The sequence below is a fragment of the Ahrensia marina genome, from assembly GCF_042140245.1.
Lineage (GTDB): Bacteria > Pseudomonadota > Alphaproteobacteria > Rhizobiales > MH13 > MH13.
On the sequence record NZ_CP159483.1, the window covers coordinates 2,305,958 to 2,327,954 of the forward strand.

The following is a 21,997-nucleotide window of genomic DNA, read 5'->3' on the forward strand; positions in this document are numbered from 1 at the left end:
GGGTGTGACTGGTGTTGCGGTCGGCTGGGGCGTAAGGGACGATCCATGATCGAGCCTATTCTGTCCGCCCTTGCTGCTCTGGAGCCTGAGACTGTTGCGCTGGCGGTGATAATCTTTTTCCTCGCAGGCATCATCAAAGGCGTTGTTGGCTTTGGCATGCCGCTGTTTGCCATCACATTGCTTGCGCTCATCATGCCGCTCACAACGGCCATTGCTGCCAATGTTGGCCCCTCGCTGATCACCAATGTACGCCAAGCTTTTCGCGGTCCTTACCTGATAGCGCTGGTCAAACGGCTTTGGCCGTTTCTCATCCCGGCCATTGGGTTGATTTGGTTTGGAATTACGATCCAGCTCCAGGTCAATGAGGCCTATCCAGGCCTGATGCTTGGCCTGCTTGCAGTGTCGTTCGCTGCCATAAGCGCACTGCGCTATGAGATTCGCGTGACACGCGCCCAAGAAAAGCCGTTCGGTTTCGCGCTCGGCATCATCAATGGACTGATCACCGGCATCACCGGTATTTTTATCATTCCTGGCGGGCTCTTTTTGCAGTCACTGGGTTTGAAGCGTGATGAACTGGTGCAGGCACTTGGCCTGTTGTTCATGCTTTCTACCGCGATGATCGGGCTGGTTTTTGGCGCTAAGGCGATCATGACGCCGCCTTTGCTGCTGCTTTCAGCACTCTGCATACCCCCAGCCCTTATCGGACTGGCGATTGGCGAGCGGCTTCGCAACCTTCTTTCTGAAGAGATGTTTCGCAAACTCTTCCTGGCTGGCATCGCAATTCTTGGCGTTTCTTTGATCATTCGCAACGGAGCTTCACTGCTGGTCAATGCGTAAGGCGTTTCACGGGGCCTCAGAAGGTTAACGATGTGCTAACCTTTCCTTGGAGGGCACTTTCACGAAGCTTTGAGGAGAGCTTGCGCATGAAACGTTTTCTTTCACTGGCGGCAGTAACGTTGCTGGCTGGTTCAATGTTTGCTGTGTCGGTTGATACAGCAGACGCTCACAATGGACGGCGCGGTGCGTTGATCGCAGGGCTGATCATTGGTGGCGTGACGGCGACCATTTTGGCCAGCCAGGTTCATGCCCATCGTCAGCCGCAATACTACATGTATCGCGGTCATCCTGTGCGTTTTGGCCATGGCCATATGTGGAACCAGCACGTTCAGTATTGCTACGGGCGTTACCGCTCCTACAACCACCATACAAACCTGTTCCTGGCCTATTCAGGCAACTACCGGCACTGCCGATCGCCCTGGATTCGTTAGGATTTTTAGAAAATCAGTGCGGCAACACTCAAGCTTAAGGATGGTTTCATGAGACAGTTTGCCAAAGCGTGTTTTGCCGCACTGACCCTTTTTATCGGCGCGGGTTTGACCGTTCCGAGTGCCGAGGCGCACGGCGTTCGCCACTATCCGGCCCATGGTCAGATGGTGGGCGGTGTTGTTGTGCAAAGCCGCACGACCATCGTCATCCACCATGAGGTGCGGGCGCTTCAACAGATGCACTATGCCTATCGCGGGCACCGTTACGCCTTCGGGTCAGGCCCCCTTTGGGCCCACCATCTGGAGTACTGCACGCACCGCTTCCGCTCGTACAATCCGCGCACGAACCTGTTCCTGGCGTATAGCGGGCAGCATCATCACTGCCGCTCACCGTACATTCAGTAAGTTTTCGTCTTCCAGTGGGCTGTCGTTTTTGATCGGTTGACCCTAGCGCAGCGACACGCGTAGGGCAGAGCTTCGGTTCGTTCAGCGAGGCTCTGCCCATGACCATTCCCTATCGTATCTACGATGTTTTCACCGATACGCCGATGACGGGCAATCCGCTGGCGGTTGTGGATCTGCGCGAGCAGGACCTTTCAGACGCCGATCAGCAGAAACTCGCTAAAGAGTTCAACCTCTCCGAAACGGTGTTCCTGTTTGATGGAACGAACCCAGTGCACACCGCTCGGCTACGCATCTACACGCCGGACCGAGAGTTGCTCTTCGCTGGCCATCCCACCATCGGCGCTGCTGTAGCTTTGGCGCGTGATAGCGTTGCCGATGGCTTATCGACCGGCCTGGTGCTTATGGAAGAAGAGGTGGGCTTGATCCGCGCGGCGGTGAACGTTGATGCCGACCAGGCGAGCCGCACCAGTGGGTTTGCAGAGTTCGATTTGGTGACAATGCCCAAGCAACTGCCATGGGAACCTGACAAGGACGATGTCGCGTTGGCGCTCGGCCTATCACCCCATCAGATAGGGTTTGAAAACCATGTTCCCTCGCAGCTTGATGGCGGTTTACCCTATTTCTGCGTGCCACTTCATGATCTGGACGCTTTGAACAGCATCACCCCCAATGGCCCCCTTTTTGCCGAGCTGTTTAACGGCGGCCAAAACCATGACAGCGTCTATATCTACACCCGCGAGACCGTGAATGCCGACAGCGCGTTTGCTGCACGGATGATGTGGCCGGTGGGTGGTTCGGTGCGCGAAGATCCAGCCACTGGTTCTGGCGTTGCCTCGTTGTCGGGCGCCATTGTTGCGTTCGATGCGCCGATGGAAGGCTCACATCGTTTGAAGATCGAGCAGGGTTTCGTCATGGGGCGACCGTCGATCATCGAGCTTGAGCTGGATATCGATCCTAATGGCCATTTGAGTGCCTCAAGGTTGGGTGGCGATGCGGTGTGTGTTGCCGAGGGCACACTGTTGCTTTGATAAATCTGTTCCTTTTGTTGCCCTTGCATAGGCGTTAAGGACTGAGTAACGATCAGGCCGCACTGTGATGTGCTTTGAACGAGATATGGCGACCCTTCGGATGCGTGAGCACACATCCTTCTTGCAGAACCTAGAGACGCTGGCGGCCTCACGCCTGCGCCTAGATGCATGCCTCAACGGGGCTGGCCTCCTCCTTATCTGCCCCTAGGCGCTGTCGGTTCTTCCTTAAGGACCGGGCTTCTAGGGGATTTCAAAAGCTGCTAACCCGCATTTTGAGATTGTGCCGACACTAGAGCGCACAAGGAGACTTCACGATGTCAGACATCGATCCATCACACCGCGACTACGTTCGCATTTTTGACACCACGTTGCGCGATGGCGAGCAATCACCCGGCGCGTCGATGACGCTGGAAGAAAAGCTTCAAGTTGCTGAACTGCTTGAAGAGATGGGCGTCGATATCATCGAAGCAGGCTTTCCTATCGCTTCCAATGGCGACTTTGAGGCCGTGAGTGAGATCGCAAAACGCTCTAATGGCGCTATCATTGCTGGCCTGGCACGCGCCATCAATGCCGATATTGACCGGGCAGGTGAGGCTGTGAAGCTCGCCAAGCGTGGTCGCATCCACACCTTTGTCTCCACCTCACCGATCCACCTGGCTCACCAGATGCGCAAAAGCGAAGACGAGGTGCTGGAGATCGTGAAGTCCACCGTCGCGCGGGCCCGCAACTTGGTGGACGATGTAGAGTGGTCGGCGATGGACGCCACCCGCACGCCGATCGAGTTTCTGGCCAAGTGCGTGGATGAGGCCATCAAACAAGGCGCAACCACCATCAACCTGCCCGATACGGTTGGGTATGCCACGCCGGAAGAGTACAAAACAATGTTTGAGGACATCCGAGCGCGTGTGCCGGATTCCGATAAGGCGATTTTCTCTGTCCATTGCCATGATGATCTGGGTATGGCGGTCGCCAACTCACTGGCCGGCGTTGCTGGCGGTGCCCGTCAGGTGGAATGCACCATCAATGGTCTGGGCGAGCGCGCGGGCAATGCCGCACTGGAAGAGATCGTGATGGCGATCCGCACCCGCGGCGATGCGTTGCCTTATGCCTCTGCGGTCGACCCTTCCTTCCTGACGCGTGCTTCCAAACTGGTCGCGGCAGTTTCCGGTTTTCCTGTGCAGTACAACAAGGCGATTGTCGGCAAAAACGCCTTCGCCCATGAATCCGGTATTCACCAAGATGGTATGCTGAAGAACGCCGAGACGTATGAAATCATGCGCCCTGAGGATGTGGGTGTGCGTGAGACAAGCCTTGTCATGGGCAAGCATTCAGGCCGCCATGCGTTCAAAGAGAAGCTGGTGAGCCTTGGCTTTGAGCTTGGCGACAATGCCTTTGAAGACGCGTTCAACCGTTTCAAAGAGCTGGCTGACCGCAAAAAGCATGTCTATGACGAAGACATTGAAGCGCTGGTGGAGACCGAAATCACCGAACGCCGTGAGCGCAACCATGTGCTGGCGCTGACGGTGATTGCTGGTACCGGTGGCCCGCAGAAGGCCATCCTCACCATGGACGTCGATGGGACGCACGACACGGTGGAAGCCACTGGCACTGGCCCTGTTGATGCTGTGTTCAACGCGATCAAGGCTCTGATGCCGCATGAGGCAAGCCTCTCGCTCTATCAGGTGCATGCGGTGACCGAAGGGACCGACGCGCAGGCCGAAGTGTCGGTGCGGCTGGAAGAGGGCGGCAGCATTGTCACCGGGCGTTCGGCCGATGCCGACACGCTGGTCGCCTCCGCCAAAGCCTATGTCTCGGCGCTCAACAAGCTGGCCATGCGCCGCGAGCGGCCGCCGGTGGATGTGTTGCAGGCGAGCTAACGGCTTTTTGCTGTTTGATGACAACGCGGGGGCTTGCCCCCGCGTTTTTTGCTTTTTGGCAGCGGAAGCATGGCTTTACGCCACAGGGCGCATCGCGTTTGGACCTTGCCCATCCATCTCATCCTCCAGGTAGACCTCGATGATCTCTCGGAAGGATGTTTCTGCGCGAAAGCCCATTTGGTTCGCGCGTGCTGTGTCAAAATCACGTGGCCAGCTTTCAACAATGCTGGCGATTGCGGGGTCGTGCTCGCGGCGGATGAGCGCGACAGCTTTGTCACCGGCGACCACGCGCAGAGCTTCGATCTGATCAGCAACGGTGGCTGACACGCCAGGCATCGTCATGCTTCTGCGTGCACCAAGCAATGCGCTGTTCAGTGTTGCGCCATGCTCAATGAAGCCAACAGCAGCCCTGGGACTGGCAAACCAGTGGCGCACATCTTCACTGACGGGCAAGACCGCTTGTTGTCCGTTCAACGGTTCACGCAGAATGCTGGAATAGAAACTGGAGGCGGCTTTGTTGGGCTTGCCTGGTCGGATGCAAATGGTGGGAAACCTAATTCCCACACCGTCCAAGAAGCCGCGGCGTGAATAGTCGTCCAGCAGCAACTCGCCCATCGCTTTTTGCGTGCCGTAGCTCGACTGCGGCGTCAGCTGAAAATCGTCGGGGATGCGCGTGGGGAAGGGGGCACCGAACACGGCAAGTGAGGAGGCATAGATCAGGCGTGGCGTGTAGCCTTCAGCGTGGCGCAGTGCCTCAAACAGAGCACGAGTGCCGTCCAGGTTGACCCGGTAACCCTTTTCCAGGTCAGCCTCGGCCTCGCTGGAAACAATCGCAGCCAGATGCACGATGACGTCGGGTTTTTGAGCGATCAGCCCCGCTATTGTCCCCGCGTTGGAGAGGTCTGCGGCCAAGGCCGTTCGGGTGCCTGCAAAGTGCTCGGCCACGTTGGGCGCGTGAACGTCGATCAGGGTCAGGGCGTCGACCGAGGCGCCACCCATCTTGCCGGTATCGGCGATCCGTTCAGCCAGCTTGCGGCCAATCATGCCCGCAGCGCCTATGATTGCAACGTGCATAAATTAGCCTTTCAGGAGAATGCGAGCGATAGCAAAGCCGTCCAGAGCAAGGGCGTTTTGATGGTCGGCAAGCGTGTCAAAATGAGTGGGGTTTTCGGCGGCTGCCGCGAAGCTACTGGCGTCCAGCACAGCAATACGTGCAACGCGGGGCAAGGTGATCTCTGCTTTCTCAGGCCCGGTGTTGGCGGCCCAGATCTCGGTGCCTTCCTGGGTGCGCGCGGCAATGGCAGCAACAGGGCCTGAGGCTGGAAGATTCAGCGCAAGCCTCTCCGTGCCATGCAAATTTGCCAAGCCGCGAAGAACATGGAAAACCGGATAGAGACCACCCTTGCCTTCATACCAGGGGTCCGGATCATCACCCGGTGCAGAGAGAACGCCGAAGGGTCCGGTGGCACCGCCCATGGCGATGGCCGATGCGCCACCCTCTGCGAAATCTGCAATGTAGCCAAGGGTCCAAGCAGCCCCCATCAGGCCGCGTTGCCGTGGATCGTTGCGGTTCATCGCCTGGCGGATGTTGTCTGGATTGTCCTTGGCAGACGCGCCGTAGGGATTGTCGCGAATGCCGATGGCCGAAGGACCAACCGCCCATGGGGTGTTGCCCGCGATGCCAGACACGGACGCTGCAATGGCGCCGTGGGCTTCGCGGGTTTCCATCACGGAGCGATCATCGCCTGCGTGAACCATGGGTGACGTTGTGAAGGAAACCAGGTCCAACCCATCAGCCGGTGGCCGCTTGCGGTTCAACTCCGTGAAATAGCTGAACATGCCTCCGCCAATACGCGCATCTGGAAACGCATTGCGTGTCTGTTGATAGAGCGCCTGGGCATCCGGTGCGTCCGGCCACACTGAGCCTGGTAGCGTGCATTTCAGATCAGGAGCCGGGGAAATGAGAACCGTGGCAAACGGATTGCCCAAGTGTACTGCGATCTTGCCCAGTGCCGCGATTTCGTCGTGGGCACCTTGGTCGCTGGTGTTTTCAATCACGGCTTCAAGCCATGGCTCCGCACCGACGGCGTGGGCCACATCCACCATGGCCTTGAGAGATGCTTGGTCGTGGCCAGCGCGCGGGTCATGGTGGAGCACCATGTGGTGAACCCCGAGGGCTTTCAGGGCATCGATTGCAGCAGAGCTTGTTGCCGTGTTTTCCGGTCGTAGGCCAATGCCGAGGGGTGGAACGGCGCCAGCGGGCGCCCCTGGAACCAAGTCAACAGCGCCAAGCGCCACCTTTTCACCGCTCTCTCCGCTGACGGAGACCGTGATGGTCTGATCGATGATTTCACCGGGCGCGATCTGGTAAGGCCAGGGCAGAGCCAGCGGACGAACATAGGTTTTGTACGAGGCATCGGTCCAGTTGCGCTGATCCTCCATCTCATAGGTGTCGCCTTCCATCAGAACCTTCACCGCCAATCCACCCGGTGTTTGGTGGGAGAGGGCGCGCAAATCCATCATGGGTTGGACCGGATCGATGATTTTTGGAAAATGATCGTCCACCACGCGGCCATCGGTGTGTTCGATGGTGACGGGAGCACCAGCAACGCCATCGATGGGATGCAGGATCACAAAGCCGGTACGGTTGGTTTCAAAACCGGTTTGGGTTGTGCCACGACCATGGAAGATCAGTGTGCCATCCGAGCGTCCTTCGATCTGTGCGTTATAGGCAAAGCTTTCGCCTTCGCCTTGCGCAACGGCGTTGAGCGACACTTTGAATGCGTTGGTGTCTTCTTCAACGGCAAGGTTTGAAATCTCAGGGGCATAGGTGCCCCAGTCACGGTCACGCACGATGAAAGACACGGCGCGTAGCACCTCTTCGCCATCCCATCGGATGTAGCGCAGATTGCCTGCTTCTAGCTCGGCTGAAAGCTTGCCTGCACGTAGGATGCGGGGTGCAGGTACATCTTCTTCGGTGCCGTAGAGTGCGATGGCGCGGGATGGGTTTTGCATGGTGTCTCCCTCTAGGCGCGCGCGGAGCGCCAGTTGATGAGGCGTTCTGCCAAAAGCGCGATGATGACGATGGAGCCGATGGCGGTGCCCTGCCAGAACGGCGATACGCCCATCAGGTTCAGGCCATTGCGGATCATCACCATGATCAACACGCCCAAAAGCGTGCCGATGATCGAACCGCGTCCGCCATAGAGGCTCGCGCCACCGATCACGACGGCGGCGATGGCGTCCAGCTCCAGTTGGTTCCCAGCAAGAGGGTCGGCTGACATGATCTGCGCCAGGCTGAATGTGACGGCGACAGCGGCTAGGGCGCCTGAAATCACATAGGGCAAGATCGAATAGAACATCGTGGAAAGCCCGGCTGCGCGCGCTGCTTCATGGTTCGATCCGATGGTGTAAATGGTGCGCCCACCCTTGGTGTAGGTGAGATACCCCCAGGCCAAAAGGTAAAGCCCTATGAGGAAGAGCACGTTGGCAGGGATGCCCAAGAAAGTTGAGTAGACGATGGAGTCCAGCTCCGGTGGCAGACCTGAGATGCTGCGCTGACCGGAGAAGATGAAGGATAGGCTGCGCCCGATGGCCATGACGCCAAGCGTCACCACAAAGGGTGCCAGGCCAAACACGGCAATCAAGATGCCGGAAAACAGCCCGATGCCAGCCCCGGCCAGAATGGCCAGCGGTATGGCCATGGGGATCGGCATGATTTGCAGCGCCTGGGCCAAAATGATGCCCGTGAGGCCAAACACCGCGCCAACCGACAGATCAATACCGCCAGTGAGGATCACGAATGTCATGCCAACAGCAACAATGCCGATGACGACCGATTGATCGAGGATGTTGAAGATGTTGCGTTCAGTCAGAAAGAAGGGCGATGCGAACGACAAGACCACAGCCAGAAGCAGGGCCAGGCAGAGCATCCTGAATTCCAGGCTGCGAAACACTGTTCCGGCAAGGCTTGAGCCGTTCGCATTGCTCGTGGTTTCCGCCATATCAGGTCTCCAGATGGGTAAGGTTATGGACGCGGGCTCGTACATCGCCGGGCTCTGGCAAGGCGGCATTGGCGGGCAGCGTCAGACCGATCCAGCCAAGATCATGGCCTCGTCGGTCGGTCATTTGGGTGAGCAAGGTCTGATGGCCATCAGCTTCGACAACAAAGCTATCGCCAAGGGAACTGATTGCTTGCGGGATGCGCGTCTCGTGCGCGGCCGCAGCTTGACCAGGCACCAAGCCGGAAAGTTGCGCACCGGCCTGCGCAAGGCAAATCGTTTCGTCTTTGTCGAGCAGGATCCAAAACGCATCGCCACCATGTGTTGTTGAAATGTCGCTGAGCACGGCCTGGTTGCGTTCGGTGGATGTGCGCGGTGCTGCCAGCAGGGTGAGCTTCTCTTCGGTCAGCAGCTCGGAAGGCAAGTCAGCTATGGTGACGCCATCGGAAACGACCACGATGCGCTCAGCAAGTCCAAGCAGCTCTTCAAAGTCGGACGAAATGACGATAACCGCCAACCCCTTGTCGGCGGCGTCTTGCAAGATGCGATAGATCGACGACCGTGTGCCGATGTCCACGCCTTTGGTCGGCTCATCCAGGATCAAGATTTCCGGTGCCGTGAGCAGCCATCGGGCGATAATGATCTTTTGCTGCATGCCACCTGAATAGTTCAGCAGGCTCGTGTCCAGCCGATCTGCAGGCAAGCCAAGATCAGCGAGCAGTGCAGCAGTTTCTTCGGCTTTACGGCCATAGCCTCGCAGGAAACCGCGATGCTGGCCCATCTGGGCAATCAGCAAATTCTCCCGCACCGAAAGGTCCGGCACGATGTTTTGCGCGCGGCGATCTTCGGGCACGAAGCCTATGCCTGCGCGCACGGCATCGGCGGGCTTGCGCAGATTGACCGGCTTGCCATGAACCAAAATTTCGCCAGCCTGTCGGTTGCGCAGGCCCCAGATCGCTTCCATGGCTTCGGAACGTCCCGCGCCAACCAGGCCGCCCAAGCCCATGATCTCACCAGCACGCACAGAAAAGCTCATGTCACGCACCCAAGGGGTCGCCTTCAGACCATGGACTTCAAACACGGTCTCGCCAGCGGCGTCTGGTGCAACATCTCGTTTTGTGTAGATGGCACCGAGATCGCGACCCACCATGTGCTGAATGATATCGCCTTGGGTCAGGCTGGATGTTGCCACATCCTCACAGACGGCTTGGCCCTCGCGCAGTATGGTCACGCGGTCGGTGATGGCGAAAACTTCTTCCAGCCGGTGTGAAACGAAGGCAAGTGCGCGGCCACCGGCGCGCAGGCGATCAACAATGTCAAACAGTCGGTCGACTTCGGTTGCTGATAGAGATGCGGTTGGTTCATCGAAAATCACCAGCCTTGCATCCAGGGCGAGGGCCTTGGCGATCTCGACCAACTGGCGCTGCGCCGCCGACAGGGTGCGCACCTCAGCATCCAAGGGCAGGGCATGTTCGTGGCCCAAATCCGCCAGGAGGTCAGTCGCACGGGCGCGCATGGCGCGAAACGAAAGGCGTCCCGGGTTCGCCAGGTCGGGCAGGAACACATTTTCCAGGACAGAAAGATCAGGCGCGAGCGAGGTTTCTTGCGCAACCAGGGCGATGCCCTGCCGCAAGGCATCGCGTGTTGAAGAGAGGGCGAGCGGTGCGCCATCAAAGGTCAGGTCGCCATCTGTTGGCTGAATATGGCCGGAAACGATCCGCGACAGGGTGGACTTTCCAGCGCCGTTGGCGCCGAGCAAGCCGGTGACCTCGCCCGGGCGAAGCGTTAGAGACGCATCGACAAGGGCATGGGTTTTGCCGAAATGCTTGGAAACACCACGGGCGGTGAGCAAAGGCTCTGCACGCGCCGTAATGTCATGTGACGACTGGACTTGTTCCATGGCAGAAGGACCGATTCTGCCGGGGGGAGGACGCGCCTCTCCCCAGCAGAACCGACCCAGTTCATTCGATTTCGTTCGCGAAAACCGTTTCGGTAATCGTTGGCAACATCTCATCGATGTTGTCCGACGTCACGATCAAAATCGGAACAGTGATTTCCTTGTCCGGAGTGCCGCCGCCCAGATGCTCAAGCATGGCTTCGGCTGAGCGCACACCCATCAGATAGGGCTGCTGCATGCCGGAAACGACCAAGTCGCCTGACTGAAGCAGAGGCACAAACTCTGGAATACCATCGAACGCCGCCACCAGCACGTCGCCGGTCATCCGCGCAGCTCTGATCGCGCGTAATGCACCAAGGGTCGGGCCATCGGTCTGCGCAAACATGCCGCCCAGATCCGGGTTGGCAGTGATCATGTCCTGGGTAAAGCGGAAGGTCTCATCGGCTGTGTAGGCCTGCATTTGCTGCAATCCTGCATCGCCGGTCACGCCGCCTTCAGCCATCGCATCAAGAAAGCCTTGTGTACGGGCTTGGCCGTTCAAACGCGCCTGACTGATGCCGATGATGCCAACGCTGGCATCTGCGGTGCCTGCGCTTTGCATAGCGGCTGCAAGCGCCTGGCCAACGCCGTTGGCGCCTTCGTAGTTGTTCGATCCGATGACGGAAACAAACTCACCAGAATCGGTGCCGATGTCGGCAATCACCACGGGGATGTCGGCGTCCTGTGCCAGTTGCAGCACGGCAGGTGCGGTGGAGCTATCTGTCGGAGACAGGATGATGCCCGCCACGCCACGAGCAATAGCATCTTGCGCATTTTGAAGCTGTGTTTGCGGGTCGTTGGTGGAATCAAGCGCGGAAAAACCGTAGCCATTTTCTTCGGCAACCGAGCGCACGCCCTCGGAGACATAGCGCCAGAACGCTAGATCAAGGCCAGGTGTCATGTAGACCAGTTCACCGTTTTCTTGCGCTTGTGTTGGCGAGCCCATCGCCAGCAAGCCTGTCGCGAGCGCGGCAGACAGCGTTTTTCCAAAAGTTCTGCGATTGATCATATTTGGTTTCCTCCCATGGAAATGCCGTTTCGGCTGTTCAGGCCGTCACCGGTTGGCAAGACGGCTCGATTTTTGCGGCGCTCGATGGCACCATTTTTGGACTACTGGTCTGGACACTGTACCATTGATGAATAACTGTCAACATCTCACTGAACCATCTGCTTGGTCGGTGTTTGCGTAGCGACTTCAACAGCGCCTTTGTCTGCGGCGCTATATTCCGCAGCACGGACCTGCTATCTGCTTTTTTGCGCCTGCAATTGAGGAAAAACGACACCATGGACTCAGCCAAACGGATGCCGCTTGAGCAAACCAAAGCCCTTATGGGCGATGTCTCGCGTCGTTCGGTTCGTGAGACAATTGCTGAAAAACTTGCCGCTTTGGTGTCCTCAGGCGTGCTCTCCGTGGGCGATGAACTTCCCGGTGAACGTGAGCTGGCAGCATCGCTGTCGGTGAGCCGCGAAACGGTTCGCGGTGCGATCGGTATTCTTGCCTCTCACGGCATTTTGCGCGTCGCGCATGGCGCGCGCACAACAGTGGCAACCGCTGACACGCGCTCGCTGGTTCGCGGGCCTCGGGCGGCGGGTTTTGATGGCCCCTATGACCTGGAAAGCGTGCATGAGGCGCGGCTTCTGGTGGAGCGCCGTATCGCTGCTGATGCTGCCCGGCGTATTGGGAAAGAGGGATTGGCGACACTGCGCGCATCGATTGCAGCGCAGGAAGAATGCGGTGATGATCCTGTGCGTTTTCTTCTGTGCGACCGGGAGTTTCACGCTGCGCTCTATCGCGCTGCGGGCAATGATGTTTTCTTTGATGTGGCGATGTCGCTTTACAACCATCTTCTCGACCATCGCCGACGCATCGTTGCCGAACCCGGCTCAATCGCCGAAAGCTTGTCGGATCATCGTGCCATATTGGCCGCTCTAGAGGCTGCTGATCCTGATCTTGCCGAAAGCAAAGTGGTGGAGCATGCCATGCGCATCTATGTCACCACGCGTGCTTTTTTGGATGGCAAGCCTTTGGCCAAGGAAGCGCTCTCCATCTAAAAAAGGGTGCCCAGAAGCGCCCTTTTTATCTTTGCTTCTTTTAAGTTGGTTACTCAGGTGCGTTGGGCAACTGCGCCATGAAGTCGGCCAGGACATCGGCGTAGTAAGATGCGTTGTATGTCGTCCCATGTCCGCGGGTCTGGTTGTCCTCCGGGACGATGTACATCTCCGCGTTGGGGATCAGCGCCATGTTTTCCTCAAGCATCGGTAGCTCGACTGGATTGCGCTCATCATCTTGGCTGAGAAGAACCAGAACATCGGCTTGGATGTCGCCCAACAGTGGCGTCGGGTCGAAGTCGCGCGATGCGTTCCACATATACATCACATCGTTGGCGTCACCGACGGTCTGCTGTTCTTTGCGTTCATCGACAAAGGCATCGGCCAGTTCCCTTGTGGCGCCGATCTCTTGCAGACGCAGATTGCCGTTGGATGTCGCAATACCAAACCAAGCTGACATGTAGCGCAGCATAGGGGGCTGCTCGTCATAGTTGCCATTGTTCCAAGCTGGATCATCGCGCACTGCATCAATCACCATGCGGCGCATCATCCAGTTGCGACCAGCCATTGGCCCAGGAAGCGAGGCGATAGGAACGCCGCCATCCATAAAGTCAGGGTATTCGGTCAACCACGTCCAGGTGAGCATCCCGCCCATTGAGAAACCGATCTTCAGGTGCAGATGATCGATGTCCAGATGGTCTTCAAGCAGCATTTTTTGCGCATTCACCATGTCGAGCAACGTGTGTTCGGGGAAGTCTGTGCGCAGTCCATCAGACGGCTTTGAACTCTGGCCCGCGCCAATGGTGTCGACCAGGATCAGAAAATACCTCTCGGCATCAAGTGGTTGTCCTGGGCCATAGAGATTGTCGGCAAAGGCGCTGCCAAGCATCGATGTTGCCTGACCCGTCGTGCCGTGCGTGATCAGAACAGGTGGGTTGGCTGGATCCCCAATGGTCAGGTAGCTGACGTTCATTTCCGGCAGAACTTCGCCCGTCTGAAACTCAAAATTCTCGATGACGTAAGTGCCGCGCTGCGGCTCTGGATATTCCTGAGCGTTGGCGGCCATCGCGGAAAGGGCGAGTGGAATCGCAAAGGCTGTTGCAAGTCGAATGGTCATTTTTTCCTCCCTTGGGCCGGCGTTCTAACTAGTCTGCTGATCCGGCCTCAATACCAGTTAGGAGGTCAGCTTTTTTCAAGCTGTCAACGGGCGGGGATCGCGCTGACCTATCGGCATAGGGCTGGGGGAGGTGTTTGCGTTGCTGTTTTGGGGCGCGCTGACGGTGCAGTGCGGCCCCATCCATAGGGGCCAGTGATTTGTTACATCGCAAGCTGAAATGCGACTAAATCATATATATTACAATGACTTGGTGGCTTATGGCCAAAGTTGCTAGGCGTTGGCTTTAATGGTTGCGCGCGCGCCAAGGGTTTGCAGTTGATGCAGTTTGGCGCACACCGTTTCAACAAATAGGGAGTTGGCAGGAAGGGTGGTTCCAAAGATGGGCTCTAGCGCTAGGAACTGGCGCACACGGTCGTCTGCACTGCCTGTATCGATCTGTTTGAAGGCATCGGCCATGGGGTCGCGGACATCGATGGGCTGGCCCTGTTCGTCCGTGCCCAGCGCGTAGCGCATCCACCCGGCCACACCGAGCGCCAGACGGTCGAATGGCTTGCCACTTGCCAATCGGTCGCTGATGGTGCCCAGCAGTCGCTGCGGCAGTTTTTGTGAGCCATCCATGGCGATTTGCCAGGTGCGATGTTTCAGTGACGTGTTGGAGAAGCGCTCCAGCAGCGCATCGCGATAGGCCAGTAGGTCAATGGCATCGGGCATTGAGAGCGTTGGCATGATTTCGTCACTCATCATGGTGCCGATCAGTGCCTTGAACGCGGGATCGCCCATTGTGTCGGCCACGGTCTCATCGCCAGCCAGATACCCCAAATAGGCCAGTGTGGAATGGCTGCCATTGAGCATGCGTAGCTTCATCCGTTCAAACGGTTCAACGTCTGCGGCCATCGTCACGCTGTGCTTTTCCCAATTTGGCCGTCCCAAAGGAAAACGATCCTCGACCACGAACTGGCTGAAAGGCTCCGTCATAACCGGCCAAGCGTCGTCCAGACCTGTTGCCTGATGGATGGCGTCTCGATCTTCATCAGATGTGGCGGGCACAATGCGATCCACCATGGATGAAGGGCAGGCGACCTCGGCTTCAAACCATGCCGTGTGTGCCGGTGCTTTGAGCGCTACGAAGTCGGCAAGTACCTGTTTGAGCGTGGCTCCGTTCGAGGGCAGGTTGTCACAGGAGAGGATGGTGAAGGGCGCTACCCCTGCTGCTTTGCGCGTGAGCAGACCATAAGCAAGCCATCCGATGGCCGATTTGGGAAACCCGTCTGTGTTTAAATCATGCTGAATGTCAGGGTGATCGGCGTTGAGACGACCGGTTGCAGGATCATGGCAATAGCCCTTCTCGGTCACCGTGAGTGATACGATCCGCACATTGGAGTCTGCCAAGCGTTGATCAAGCGTTTCCGGTTCGTCCGGAGCGACCAGCAGCTCTGTCACCGCCCCAAGAACACGGGGGCTTAGCCCATCGCTTGATTGGACACCCAGCGCGTAGAGCCCGTCTTGTGGGGCCAGCGCTGTCTTGGTGGTTGCTGAGCGCAGGCTGACACCGCAGATGCCCCAGCTAAGATCATCGGCCAGCCCATCATCCACATAGGCTGCCATGTGCGCACGGTGAAAAGCACCGATGCCGAGATGGACAATGCCAACCGTCACACGGCTACGATCATAGGCTGGTGTTTGGACCGATGATGGCACCTGGCCAAGGGTGGCGGCTGACAGGCGGGTCATAGTTTGTAGGCTTTCTTGGCGAGACCATAGGCAAGGTCATGGGCGATCTCGTTGGCTTCGTCTTCATCCAAGCGGTGATCAGCCACGCGTTCGGCCAGAAAACCGCAGTCTATCCGGCGGGCCACATCATGGCGTGCAGGGATAGAGGGGAAAGCGCGCGTGTCATCGTTAAAACCGACCGTGTTGTAGAAACCTGCGGTTTCAGTGACCAGATCACGGTAGCGCTTCATACCGTCTGGCGCGTCGTAGAACCACCAGGCTGGTCCGAGATAGAGGCAAGGGTAGTGTCCGGCCAAGGGGGCCAATTCGCGGGCATAGGTGGTCTCATCCAACGTAAAGACGATGATCTTGAGATCAGGTTCGTTGCCAACCTTGGAGAGCAGTGGTTTTAGGCCATCGACAAAATTTGTGGGTGCTGGAATATCGGCGCCTTTGTCACGACCGAACTGTTGGAAAAGCGGGCCGTTGTGATTGCGGTGCGAGCCGGCGTGGATTTGCATCACCAACCCGTCGTCCAAGCTCATGATCGCCATTTCGGTCAGCATCTGGGCGCGGAACAGTTCGGCGTCCTCTGAAGTTGCCGCACTTTGGGTCACCCGGTTGAAGAGCGCGCGTTTGTCGGTGTCTGAAAGGTCTGCCGTTCGCGCCGTTGGGTGGCCATGGTCGCTGGATGTGGTGCCGACTTCCTTAAAAAAGGCGCGCCGTTTGCGATGGGCTTGCAGATACCCATCCCACGTTAGAGTGTCTTCGCCGGTCAGACGTCCAAACATTTTCAGATTGTCATGGAACCCTTCGAACTGCGGGTCGATCACCGCGTCGGGTCGATAGGCTGAGATCACGCGCCCGTTCCAGTCGGAGGACTGAATGGCTCTGTGATGCGCCAGATCATCCAGTGCGCTTTCGGTGGTCGCGATCACTTCCAAGTTGAACCGCTCAAAAAGCGCACGGGGGCGATAGGCATCCTGCGTCAGGCACTCAGCAATACGGTCATAGGCCGCATCGGCGTTGGATGGGGAGAGGCGCTCCTGAAGCCCGAACAGATCAGAAAACGCATGATCGAGCCACATGCGCGTCGGCGTGCCGCGGAACAAATGATAGTGCTCCGCGAACAGTCGCCAGATGGTGCGCCCATCGGTTTCAACAGCCGTTCCGTTGGCATGTGGCACGCCCAGTTTTTCCAGCGGAACGCCCTGCGAGTACAGCATGCGAAAAACGTAGTGATCGGGCACCACGAACAGCTGTGCTGGATCCGGGAATGGCTCATTGCGCGCATACCAGGCCGGGTCCGTGTGCCCGTGAGGTGAAACAAGCGGCAAATCTTTGATCTGATTGTAAAGGCGCCGGGTGATGGCGCGGACCGACGGATCAACTGGAAACAATCGGTCTTCGTGTAGCAAAGCGGTTGCAGCAGTTTCAGTTGGCACGTCTCTTCCCAATGCTTTGCCCAGTGTTTCGACCAATGCGTCGGCCATATGCGCCGTGGCGCGAGGGTTATCGTTTGGCCTGGGTGCGGACAAGGGCGCTCGTTTGTCTCGCGGTACGGTGATCACGCGTGTTCACAGACGCGTTATCTGCCAAACCGCTGCGTTCAGCGCCCCGTAGGAAGCCCGTCAACAGCAGGGACGCACCTTGATCAGGCGCGGGACATTCGGGGGTGCTGACGACATGACCCGCTCACGGTATCCGGCGTTTTCCGCCCATGTCCGAGCTTACCAAAACGAATGTCCAGGGAGACATATCCATGCGTAAACTGATCCTTGCCCTTGCTGGCACAACCATGATTGCCACCGGTGCACAGGCTGCCAATGTTGTTGAGACAGCCTCTGAAGCCGGTATCTTCAACACGCTTCTTGCCGCTGCCACCGCCGCCGGCCTTGCTGATGCACTGGCCACAACCGACAACATTACGGTTTTTGCCCCAACCGATGAAGCTTTTGCGGCTCTTCCAGAGGGCACAGTCGACTCACTGCTCTTGGAAGAGAACCGTGATCAGCTTGTTGCGATCCTGACCTACCATGTTTTGCCACGCGAACTGCGCTCGACCGATCTGCCCGGCCGCTCCATTCCGGTACGCACCCTCAACACCGCTGATACTTTGCGTGTGACCAAGTCCCACGGCTCGGTGACTGTGGATGGTGCCAATGTGGTGTCAGCGGACATTCACGCCGACAATGGCGTCATCCATGTGATCGACTCCGTGCTTATCCCGGATGCAAACGGTCACTGAGACTTTGCTGGTCTGATCGATTGATCTGACCGATGATAACTTATTGATGCGGACCGGATGCCCTTGGGTGTTCGGTCCGTTTTCTTTTGGCATTCTGATCTGCTGATCTTAGAGTTTTGGGCACAGTCACGTATCAGCCTCAGAACACCAATGCCCCGTAAAAACCTTCCTCTTGTCAGCCCTCCAGCACCACCGGCCGTGGAGGCGAGTGTTCCGTTGCCACCTTTCGAGCAGGGCAATCATGACAAGGGGCGTAAAACGCGCGGTGAGGGGGCGATTTGGCGACAGATTGCGGCTGCTCTGCGCAATCCTATTCAGCTCGGCGAATGGCAGCCCGGAGCCCGTCTTCCCATTGAGTTGGAGCTGGCCGCTCATTTTAGGGTGAACCGTCACACGGTTCGTCGCGCCTTGGCCGACCTTGCTCGAGACGGTCTGATTGCCACCACACAGGGACGCGGGACTTTTATCACCACCGGTGAAAAGGTGCGTTACCAGCTTGATGGTCAGGACCCGATCTCTGATGCCGTTTGGCCCGGCCTCACAACGCTTTCCAGCTCACTGGTACGCGATCGCAAGGTTGAGGCGGGCCTAAAGATGGGTGCACTGCTCGGCTTACCCACCATCCATGGGGTTCATGAGATTGAATTGCGCCTTACTGCCGATGATGTGCCGCTGGCTTTGGCGACCATCAGGTTGGCGCGTGATGCGTTTCCGCGCTTCCTTGATGTCTTGCGAAGGGAGGGCTCCTTACAAAAGGCCCTGGCAAGCTATGGCTACGATCACTTTCATCCCGCCAAAACCACTGTTGCAGCGCGTCAGGCTGATGATCGTGAATGTGGTCTGCTGAAGATCAAGCCTCCCTCGTTGCTTACAGTGGTCGAGGCTGTGGCCAACCATGTTGGCCCGGCGGGATCGGTGGCTCCTGTTTTTGTCCTTCAAACGGCTTTGTGCACCACGCGGGTCGATCTGCATGTGGTGCATGCATCCCCGCGGCCTTGACGGGGATGCTTAGCGTGTTTCGTCTGGTCCAGGGGTGCGCAGGTCCAGCGTATAGGGGAAGAATGGGTTGGGCTTTTCTTCCTTCACTGTAACGGCGCCAGGCGTGTGCCCCATGGCTTCAAAGCGTGCCAGCCGGCGCGCTTCGGCCTCATAAGCGTTGACCGGTGGGGTTTCGTAGTTGCGTCCGCCTGGATGGCCCACATGGTACCGGCAGCCACCGAGCGCGCGGCCGTTCCAACGATCGACAATATCGAAGGTAAGGGGAGCGTGCACTGGAATGGATGGATGCAGGCCGCGCCAGGGTTGCCAGGCTTTGTAGCGCACACCGCCCGCATGTGTGCCTGCGCCTGTAGCATGCATAGGCACCTGACGACCATTGCACGTGATGGCGTGGCGAGCCGGATTGTAACCGGTTGCTTCCACCTGAATGCGTTCCACGGAGCTGTCGACATAGCGCGACATGCCGCCAGCAACGCCATCCTCACCTAGCACATGCCAGGGCTCCAAAGCCCCACGAACCGCCATAGAGACGCCATTGTGGCTGATTGCGCCAAACTGTGGGAAGCGGAATTCATACTGCGCCCGGTACCAGTCTGGGTCGAAGGCGAACCCTGCCTGTTGTAGATCGCCGATGACTGACAAGAAGTCTTCCCAGAGGAACGCGCCAAGCATGAAACGATCATGAAGAGCCGTACCCCAACGGGCGAGCGGTGGGGTTTGGGGCTCGCGCCAGCACATCAAAATGATCGCGCGTATGAGAAGCTGCTGCGCCAGGCTCATGCGTGCTGATGGTGGCATTTCAAACGAGCGAAATTCCACCAGACCCAAGCGGCCCGTTGGGCCATCGGGTGAGTAGAGCTTGTCGATGCAAATCTCAGCGCGGTGGGTGTTGCCCGTGACATCTGTCAGCAAATCACGAAACAGTCGGTCGACCAGCCAAGGGGCAGGCGGTTCGTCCTCTTCAGGATGGGGCACCTGCGCCATCGCGATCTCAAGCTCGTAGAGCGTGTCATGGCGGGCCTCATCAACGCGCGGGGCTTGGCTGGTTGGCCCGATGAAGAGGCCGGAGAACAAGTAGGAGAGGGACGGGTGGCGCTGCCAGTAGGTGATGATGCTTTTCAGCAGATCAGGGCGGCGCAGGAACGGGCTGTCAGGCGCTTTGGAAGCGCCAACAACGACATGGTTGCCGCCACCTGAGCCGGTGTGGCGGCCATCGACCATGTATTTGTTGGTGCCAAGGCGTGTAAGCCGTGCTTCCTCGTAGACGGCCTCGGTAATTGAAACCGCATCACGCCAGGAACTGGCCGGATGCACATTCACTTCGATCACGCCTGGGTCGGGCGCGACCTTGATGACGCTGATGCGCGGGTCGGCAGGTGGATGATAGCCCTCAATCTGGATTGGGTGGCCGGTTTCTTTGGCTGCCTCTTCGATGGCTGTGACCAGTTCCAGATAGTCTTCGACTGTCTTTGTTGGCGGCATGAAGGCGCAGAGCTTGCCGTCGCGTGGCTCAATGGTCAGTGCGGTGCGCACGTGCTGATGGGTTGGTTCGGGCGTGCCGGTTTTGGGCTCGCTGACACGAGCGCGGATGGCGTCTGGGTCGGATAGCGGTGGTTTGTCGGCAAGCGGGTCTTCCGGCTCGATGTAGGGAAAGTCTTCCGGTTCCAGGTGCGGCAGGGAGTCCAGCGGCAGGCGATAGCCAACGGGGGAATCTCCGGGCACCAGGAACAGCTGATCGCGGCGGAGGCTCCAGGCCTCTGACACCCAGCGCTGATCGGACTCCACATCATCATGGCGGGCGAGCGGCAGCACGTAGCCTGTTGGTTCAGTCAAGCCACGGTCAAACACGCGGGCAATGCGGGCGCGATCCTCGGCGCTCGCAAGCTTGGCGTTTTCGGGTGTCACATTGTCTGGCAATGCCGCTTCTTTGGAGAGCCAGGCAGCCGTGTCTTCATAGGCTGCCATGAGGTGAGCGCTGTCTGCGCCAAGGCGCTGTGCGATGAGGAGCAGGAGCGTCTTAGCCGCAACTGGACCATCTTCTTTGGCGATGGCGCTGTCTGATGTTTCACCTTCCAGTGGCTCGCGGGCAAAGAGCGAGCGGTCCTCCCAGATCAGCTTATCGTCGGCACGCCAATAGATCGCGAAGTTCCAGCGTGGGAGGCTCTCGCCAGGATACCATTTGCCCTGGCCATAATGCAGGAAGCCGCCCGGCGCGAACCGATCAGCGAGGCGATGGGTCAGTTCATCAGCAAGCTTACGCTTTGTCGGGCCGACGGCCGATGTGTTCCACTCTTCCCCTTCCAGATCGTCGATGGAAATGAAGGTTGGCTCACCGCCCATGGTGAGGCGGACATCGTCTTTTACCAGTCCGTCATCGACCTGATCGCCGACCGTTAGCAACGTTTCCCAGGCCTCGTCGGCGATGGGGGCGGTAACGCGTGGGCGCTCATCAACGCGACCAACACGCATATCGAAATGAAAGTCGACATTGGCAGCGCTTGCTACGCCCTCAATAGGGGCTGCGTTTTCATAATGTGGGGTTCCCGCCAGCGGGATGTGGCTTTCGCCGCAGAGCAGGCCAGATGTTGGGTCAAGGCCTATCCACCCAGCGCCAGGAATGTAGACCTCGGTCCAGCCGTGCAGATCGGTGAAATCATGATCGGTGCCAGCAGGCCCATCCAACGCTTTTTCATCGGGCTTTAGCTGGATCAGATAGCCGGAGGTGAAACGCGCCGCGAAGCCCAGATGGCGCAGCAAGTGCACCATCAACCAAGCTGAGTCTCGGCAGGAGCCGCGCCCTTTTTCCAATGTCTCATGCGGCGTCTGCACACCCGGCTCCATGCGAATGATATACTCAACCGCATCGCTCACCTTTTGATTCAGGCTGACCAGAAAAGTTGTTGTATTTTGAGGGCTTGCGTCGACCTCCTGCAAAAAAGAGTCAAACAGTTCACCTTGTGATTCAACGCGTGTGTAGGCCATCAGATCGTGATTCAAGCGATCACTGTAGACGACGGGGAGCTCTTCGCTTTCTGGTTCGATGAAGAAATCGAAGGGATTGATGATCGCCATGTCCGCCAGAAGATCGACCTCAATGGAAAACTCTTGCACCGGCTCGGGGAAAACAATCCGGGCAGCCCAGTTGCCGTGAGGGTCTTGCTGCCAATTGATGAAATGGCCTTCGGGCTTGATGGTCAGCGCATAGGACGGGATGCGCGAACGCGTGTGAGGCGCCGGGCGCAACCGAACCAGCTGAGGGCCGAGGGTGACCGGTCGGTCATAGGTGTAGCGCGTTGTGTGGGTAAGCGAGGCGAGCAGGGACATGAAAAGCCTTTGTGCGCAGCATAGGTGTGGCGAAGCAC

General features: G+C 58.2%; 17 protein-coding genes. 8 read left to right on the forward strand and 9 right to left on the reverse strand.

Annotation, left to right across the window (positions count from 1 at the left end; genetic code table 11):
- The first annotated feature begins 45 nt into the window (after positions 1-45).
- From ABWH92_RS11245 to ABWH92_RS11265, 5 genes are all read left to right on the forward strand, one after another.
- A complete protein-coding gene (locus ABWH92_RS11245) occupies positions 46-837 on the forward strand; it encodes a sulfite exporter TauE/SafE family protein (protein ID WP_375568373.1) in 792 nt (263 codons plus the stop codon).
- Positions 838-923: 86 nt separating this feature from the next.
- Complete coding sequence (locus ABWH92_RS11250; protein ID WP_375568375.1) at positions 924-1,268, forward strand: BA14K family protein; 345 nt, start codon at positions 924-926, stop codon at positions 1,266-1,268.
- Positions 1,269-1,316: 48 nt separating this feature from the next.
- Positions 1,317-1,670 (forward strand): BA14K family protein, encoded by a 354-nt coding sequence (locus tag ABWH92_RS11255; protein WP_375568377.1) that lies wholly within the window; start codon positions 1,317-1,319, stop codon positions 1,668-1,670.
- Between the two features lie 98 nt (positions 1,671-1,768).
- A complete protein-coding gene (locus tag ABWH92_RS11260; RefSeq protein ID WP_375568379.1) occupies positions 1,769-2,698 on the forward strand; it encodes a PhzF family phenazine biosynthesis protein in 930 nt (309 codons plus the stop codon).
- Between the two features lie 314 nt (positions 2,699-3,012).
- Positions 3,013-4,575 carry a 2-isopropylmalate synthase gene (locus ABWH92_RS11265; protein ID WP_375568381.1) on the forward strand — a complete coding sequence of 521 codons (1,563 nt, stop codon included), beginning with the start codon at positions 3,013-3,015 and terminating at the stop codon, positions 4,573-4,575.
- A 75-nt stretch (positions 4,576-4,650) separates the two neighbouring features.
- Here the strand turns inward: ABWH92_RS11265 and denD are convergent, their stop codons facing one another.
- The 5 genes from denD to ABWH92_RS11290 form a co-directional block, all read right to left on the reverse strand.
- Complete coding sequence (gene denD / locus ABWH92_RS11270) at positions 4,651-5,649, reverse strand: D-erythronate dehydrogenase (RefSeq protein ID WP_375568383.1); 999 nt, start codon at positions 5,647-5,649, stop codon at positions 4,651-4,653.
- A gap of 3 nt (positions 5,650-5,652) precedes the next feature.
- Positions 5,653-7,590 carry a hypothetical protein gene (locus tag ABWH92_RS11275; protein ID WP_375568385.1) on the reverse strand — a complete coding sequence of 646 codons (1,938 nt, stop codon included), beginning with the start codon at positions 7,588-7,590 and terminating at the stop codon, positions 5,653-5,655.
- A gap of 11 nt (positions 7,591-7,601) precedes the next feature.
- Positions 7,602-8,579 carry an ABC transporter permease gene (locus tag ABWH92_RS11280; protein ID WP_375568387.1) on the reverse strand — a complete coding sequence of 326 codons (978 nt, stop codon included), beginning with the start codon at positions 8,577-8,579 and terminating at the stop codon, positions 7,602-7,604.
- A 1-nt stretch (position 8,580) separates the two neighbouring features.
- Positions 8,581-10,476, reverse strand: a complete 1,896-nt coding sequence (locus ABWH92_RS11285) for a sugar ABC transporter ATP-binding protein (RefSeq protein ID WP_375568389.1) — start codon at positions 10,474-10,476, stop codon at positions 8,581-8,583.
- Positions 10,477-10,537: 61 nt separating this feature from the next.
- Complete coding sequence (locus tag ABWH92_RS11290) at positions 10,538-11,521, reverse strand: substrate-binding domain-containing protein (RefSeq protein ID WP_375568391.1); 984 nt, start codon at positions 11,519-11,521, stop codon at positions 10,538-10,540.
- 275 nt (positions 11,522-11,796) lie between these two features.
- On the opposite strand from ABWH92_RS11290, the gene ABWH92_RS11295 reads away from it, so the two are divergent.
- Complete coding sequence (locus tag ABWH92_RS11295; protein ID WP_375568393.1) at positions 11,797-12,564, forward strand: FadR/GntR family transcriptional regulator; 768 nt, start codon at positions 11,797-11,799, stop codon at positions 12,562-12,564.
- 49 nt (positions 12,565-12,613) lie between these two features.
- On the opposite strand, the gene ABWH92_RS11300 is transcribed toward ABWH92_RS11295, so the two are convergent.
- The 3 genes from ABWH92_RS11300 to uxaC all read right to left on the reverse strand — a co-directional run bounded on the left by ABWH92_RS11300 (position 12,614) and on the right by uxaC (position 16,881).
- Entirely contained in the window at positions 12,614-13,678 is a 1,065-nt protein-coding gene (locus ABWH92_RS11300) for an alpha/beta fold hydrolase (RefSeq protein ID WP_375568395.1), read from the reverse strand.
- Positions 13,679-13,948: 270 nt separating this feature from the next.
- Complete coding sequence (locus ABWH92_RS11305; RefSeq protein WP_375568397.1) at positions 13,949-15,409, reverse strand: mannitol dehydrogenase family protein; 1,461 nt, start codon at positions 15,407-15,409, stop codon at positions 13,949-13,951.
- Positions 15,406-16,881 (reverse strand): glucuronate isomerase, encoded by a 1,476-nt coding sequence (uxaC, locus tag ABWH92_RS11310; RefSeq protein ID WP_375568399.1) that lies wholly within the window; start codon positions 16,879-16,881, stop codon positions 15,406-15,408. The genes ABWH92_RS11305 and uxaC overlap by 4 nt, the downstream gene beginning before the upstream one ends.
- A 269-nt stretch (positions 16,882-17,150) precedes the next feature.
- Here uxaC and ABWH92_RS11315 point away from each other — a divergent pair, with 269 nt between their 5' ends.
- Positions 17,151-17,636 (forward strand): fasciclin domain-containing protein, encoded by a 486-nt coding sequence (locus ABWH92_RS11315; RefSeq protein WP_375568401.1) that lies wholly within the window; start codon positions 17,151-17,153, stop codon positions 17,634-17,636.
- 150 nt (positions 17,637-17,786) lie between these two features.
- Entirely contained in the window at positions 17,787-18,635 is an 849-nt protein-coding gene (locus tag ABWH92_RS11320) for a GntR family transcriptional regulator (protein WP_375568403.1), read from the forward strand.
- Positions 18,636-18,644: 9 nt separating this feature from the next.
- Here ABWH92_RS11320 and ABWH92_RS11325 read toward each other — a convergent pair whose 3' ends face one another.
- The gene (locus ABWH92_RS11325; protein ID WP_375568405.1) at positions 18,645-21,959 is read right to left on the reverse strand and encodes a DUF2126 domain-containing protein; all 3,315 of its coding nucleotides are present in this window, start codon (positions 21,957-21,959) and stop codon (positions 18,645-18,647) included.
- Positions 21,960-21,997 lie beyond the last annotated feature (38 nt).

Bases quoted from the DNA above. Each gene is read 5' to 3' on its own strand.
- ABWH92_RS11245 (WP_375568373.1), top strand. From the start codon at position 46: ATGATCGAGCCTATTCTGTCCGCCCTTGCTGCTCTGGAGCCTGAGACT.
- ABWH92_RS11250 (WP_375568375.1), top strand. From the start codon at position 924: ATGAAACGTTTTCTTTCACTGGCGGCAGTAACGTTGCTGGCTGGTTCA.
- ABWH92_RS11255 (WP_375568377.1), top strand. From the start codon at position 1,317: ATGAGACAGTTTGCCAAAGCGTGTTTTGCCGCACTGACCCTTTTTATC.
- ABWH92_RS11260 (WP_375568379.1), top strand. From the start codon at position 1,769: ATGACCATTCCCTATCGTATCTACGATGTTTTCACCGATACGCCGATG.
- ABWH92_RS11265 (WP_375568381.1), top strand. From the start codon at position 3,013: ATGTCAGACATCGATCCATCACACCGCGACTACGTTCGCATTTTTGAC.
- denD (WP_375568383.1), bottom strand. From the start codon at position 5,649: ATGCACGTTGCAATCATAGGCGCTGCGGGCATGATTGGCCGCAAGCTG.
- ABWH92_RS11275 (WP_375568385.1), bottom strand. From the start codon at position 7,590: ATGCAAAACCCATCCCGCGCCATCGCACTCTACGGCACCGAAGAAGAT.
- ABWH92_RS11280 (WP_375568387.1), bottom strand. From the start codon at position 8,579: ATGGCGGAAACCACGAGCAATGCGAACGGCTCAAGCCTTGCCGGAACA.
- ABWH92_RS11285 (WP_375568389.1), bottom strand. From the start codon at position 10,476: ATGGAACAAGTCCAGTCGTCACATGACATTACGGCGCGTGCAGAGCCT.
- ABWH92_RS11290 (WP_375568391.1), bottom strand. From the start codon at position 11,521: ATGATCAATCGCAGAACTTTTGGAAAAACGCTGTCTGCCGCGCTCGCG.
- ABWH92_RS11295 (WP_375568393.1), top strand. From the start codon at position 11,797: ATGGACTCAGCCAAACGGATGCCGCTTGAGCAAACCAAAGCCCTTATG.
- ABWH92_RS11300 (WP_375568395.1), bottom strand. From the start codon at position 13,678: ATGACCATTCGACTTGCAACAGCCTTTGCGATTCCACTCGCCCTTTCC.
- ABWH92_RS11305 (WP_375568397.1), bottom strand. From the start codon at position 15,409: ATGACCCGCCTGTCAGCCGCCACCCTTGGCCAGGTGCCATCATCGGTC.
- uxaC (WP_375568399.1), bottom strand. From the start codon at position 16,881: ATGGCCGACGCATTGGTCGAAACACTGGGCAAAGCATTGGGAAGAGAC.
- ABWH92_RS11315 (WP_375568401.1), top strand. From the start codon at position 17,151: ATGCGTAAACTGATCCTTGCCCTTGCTGGCACAACCATGATTGCCACC.
- ABWH92_RS11320 (WP_375568403.1), top strand. From the start codon at position 17,787: ATGCCCCGTAAAAACCTTCCTCTTGTCAGCCCTCCAGCACCACCGGCC.
- ABWH92_RS11325 (WP_375568405.1), bottom strand. From the start codon at position 21,959: ATGTCCCTGCTCGCCTCGCTTACCCACACAACGCGCTACACCTATGAC.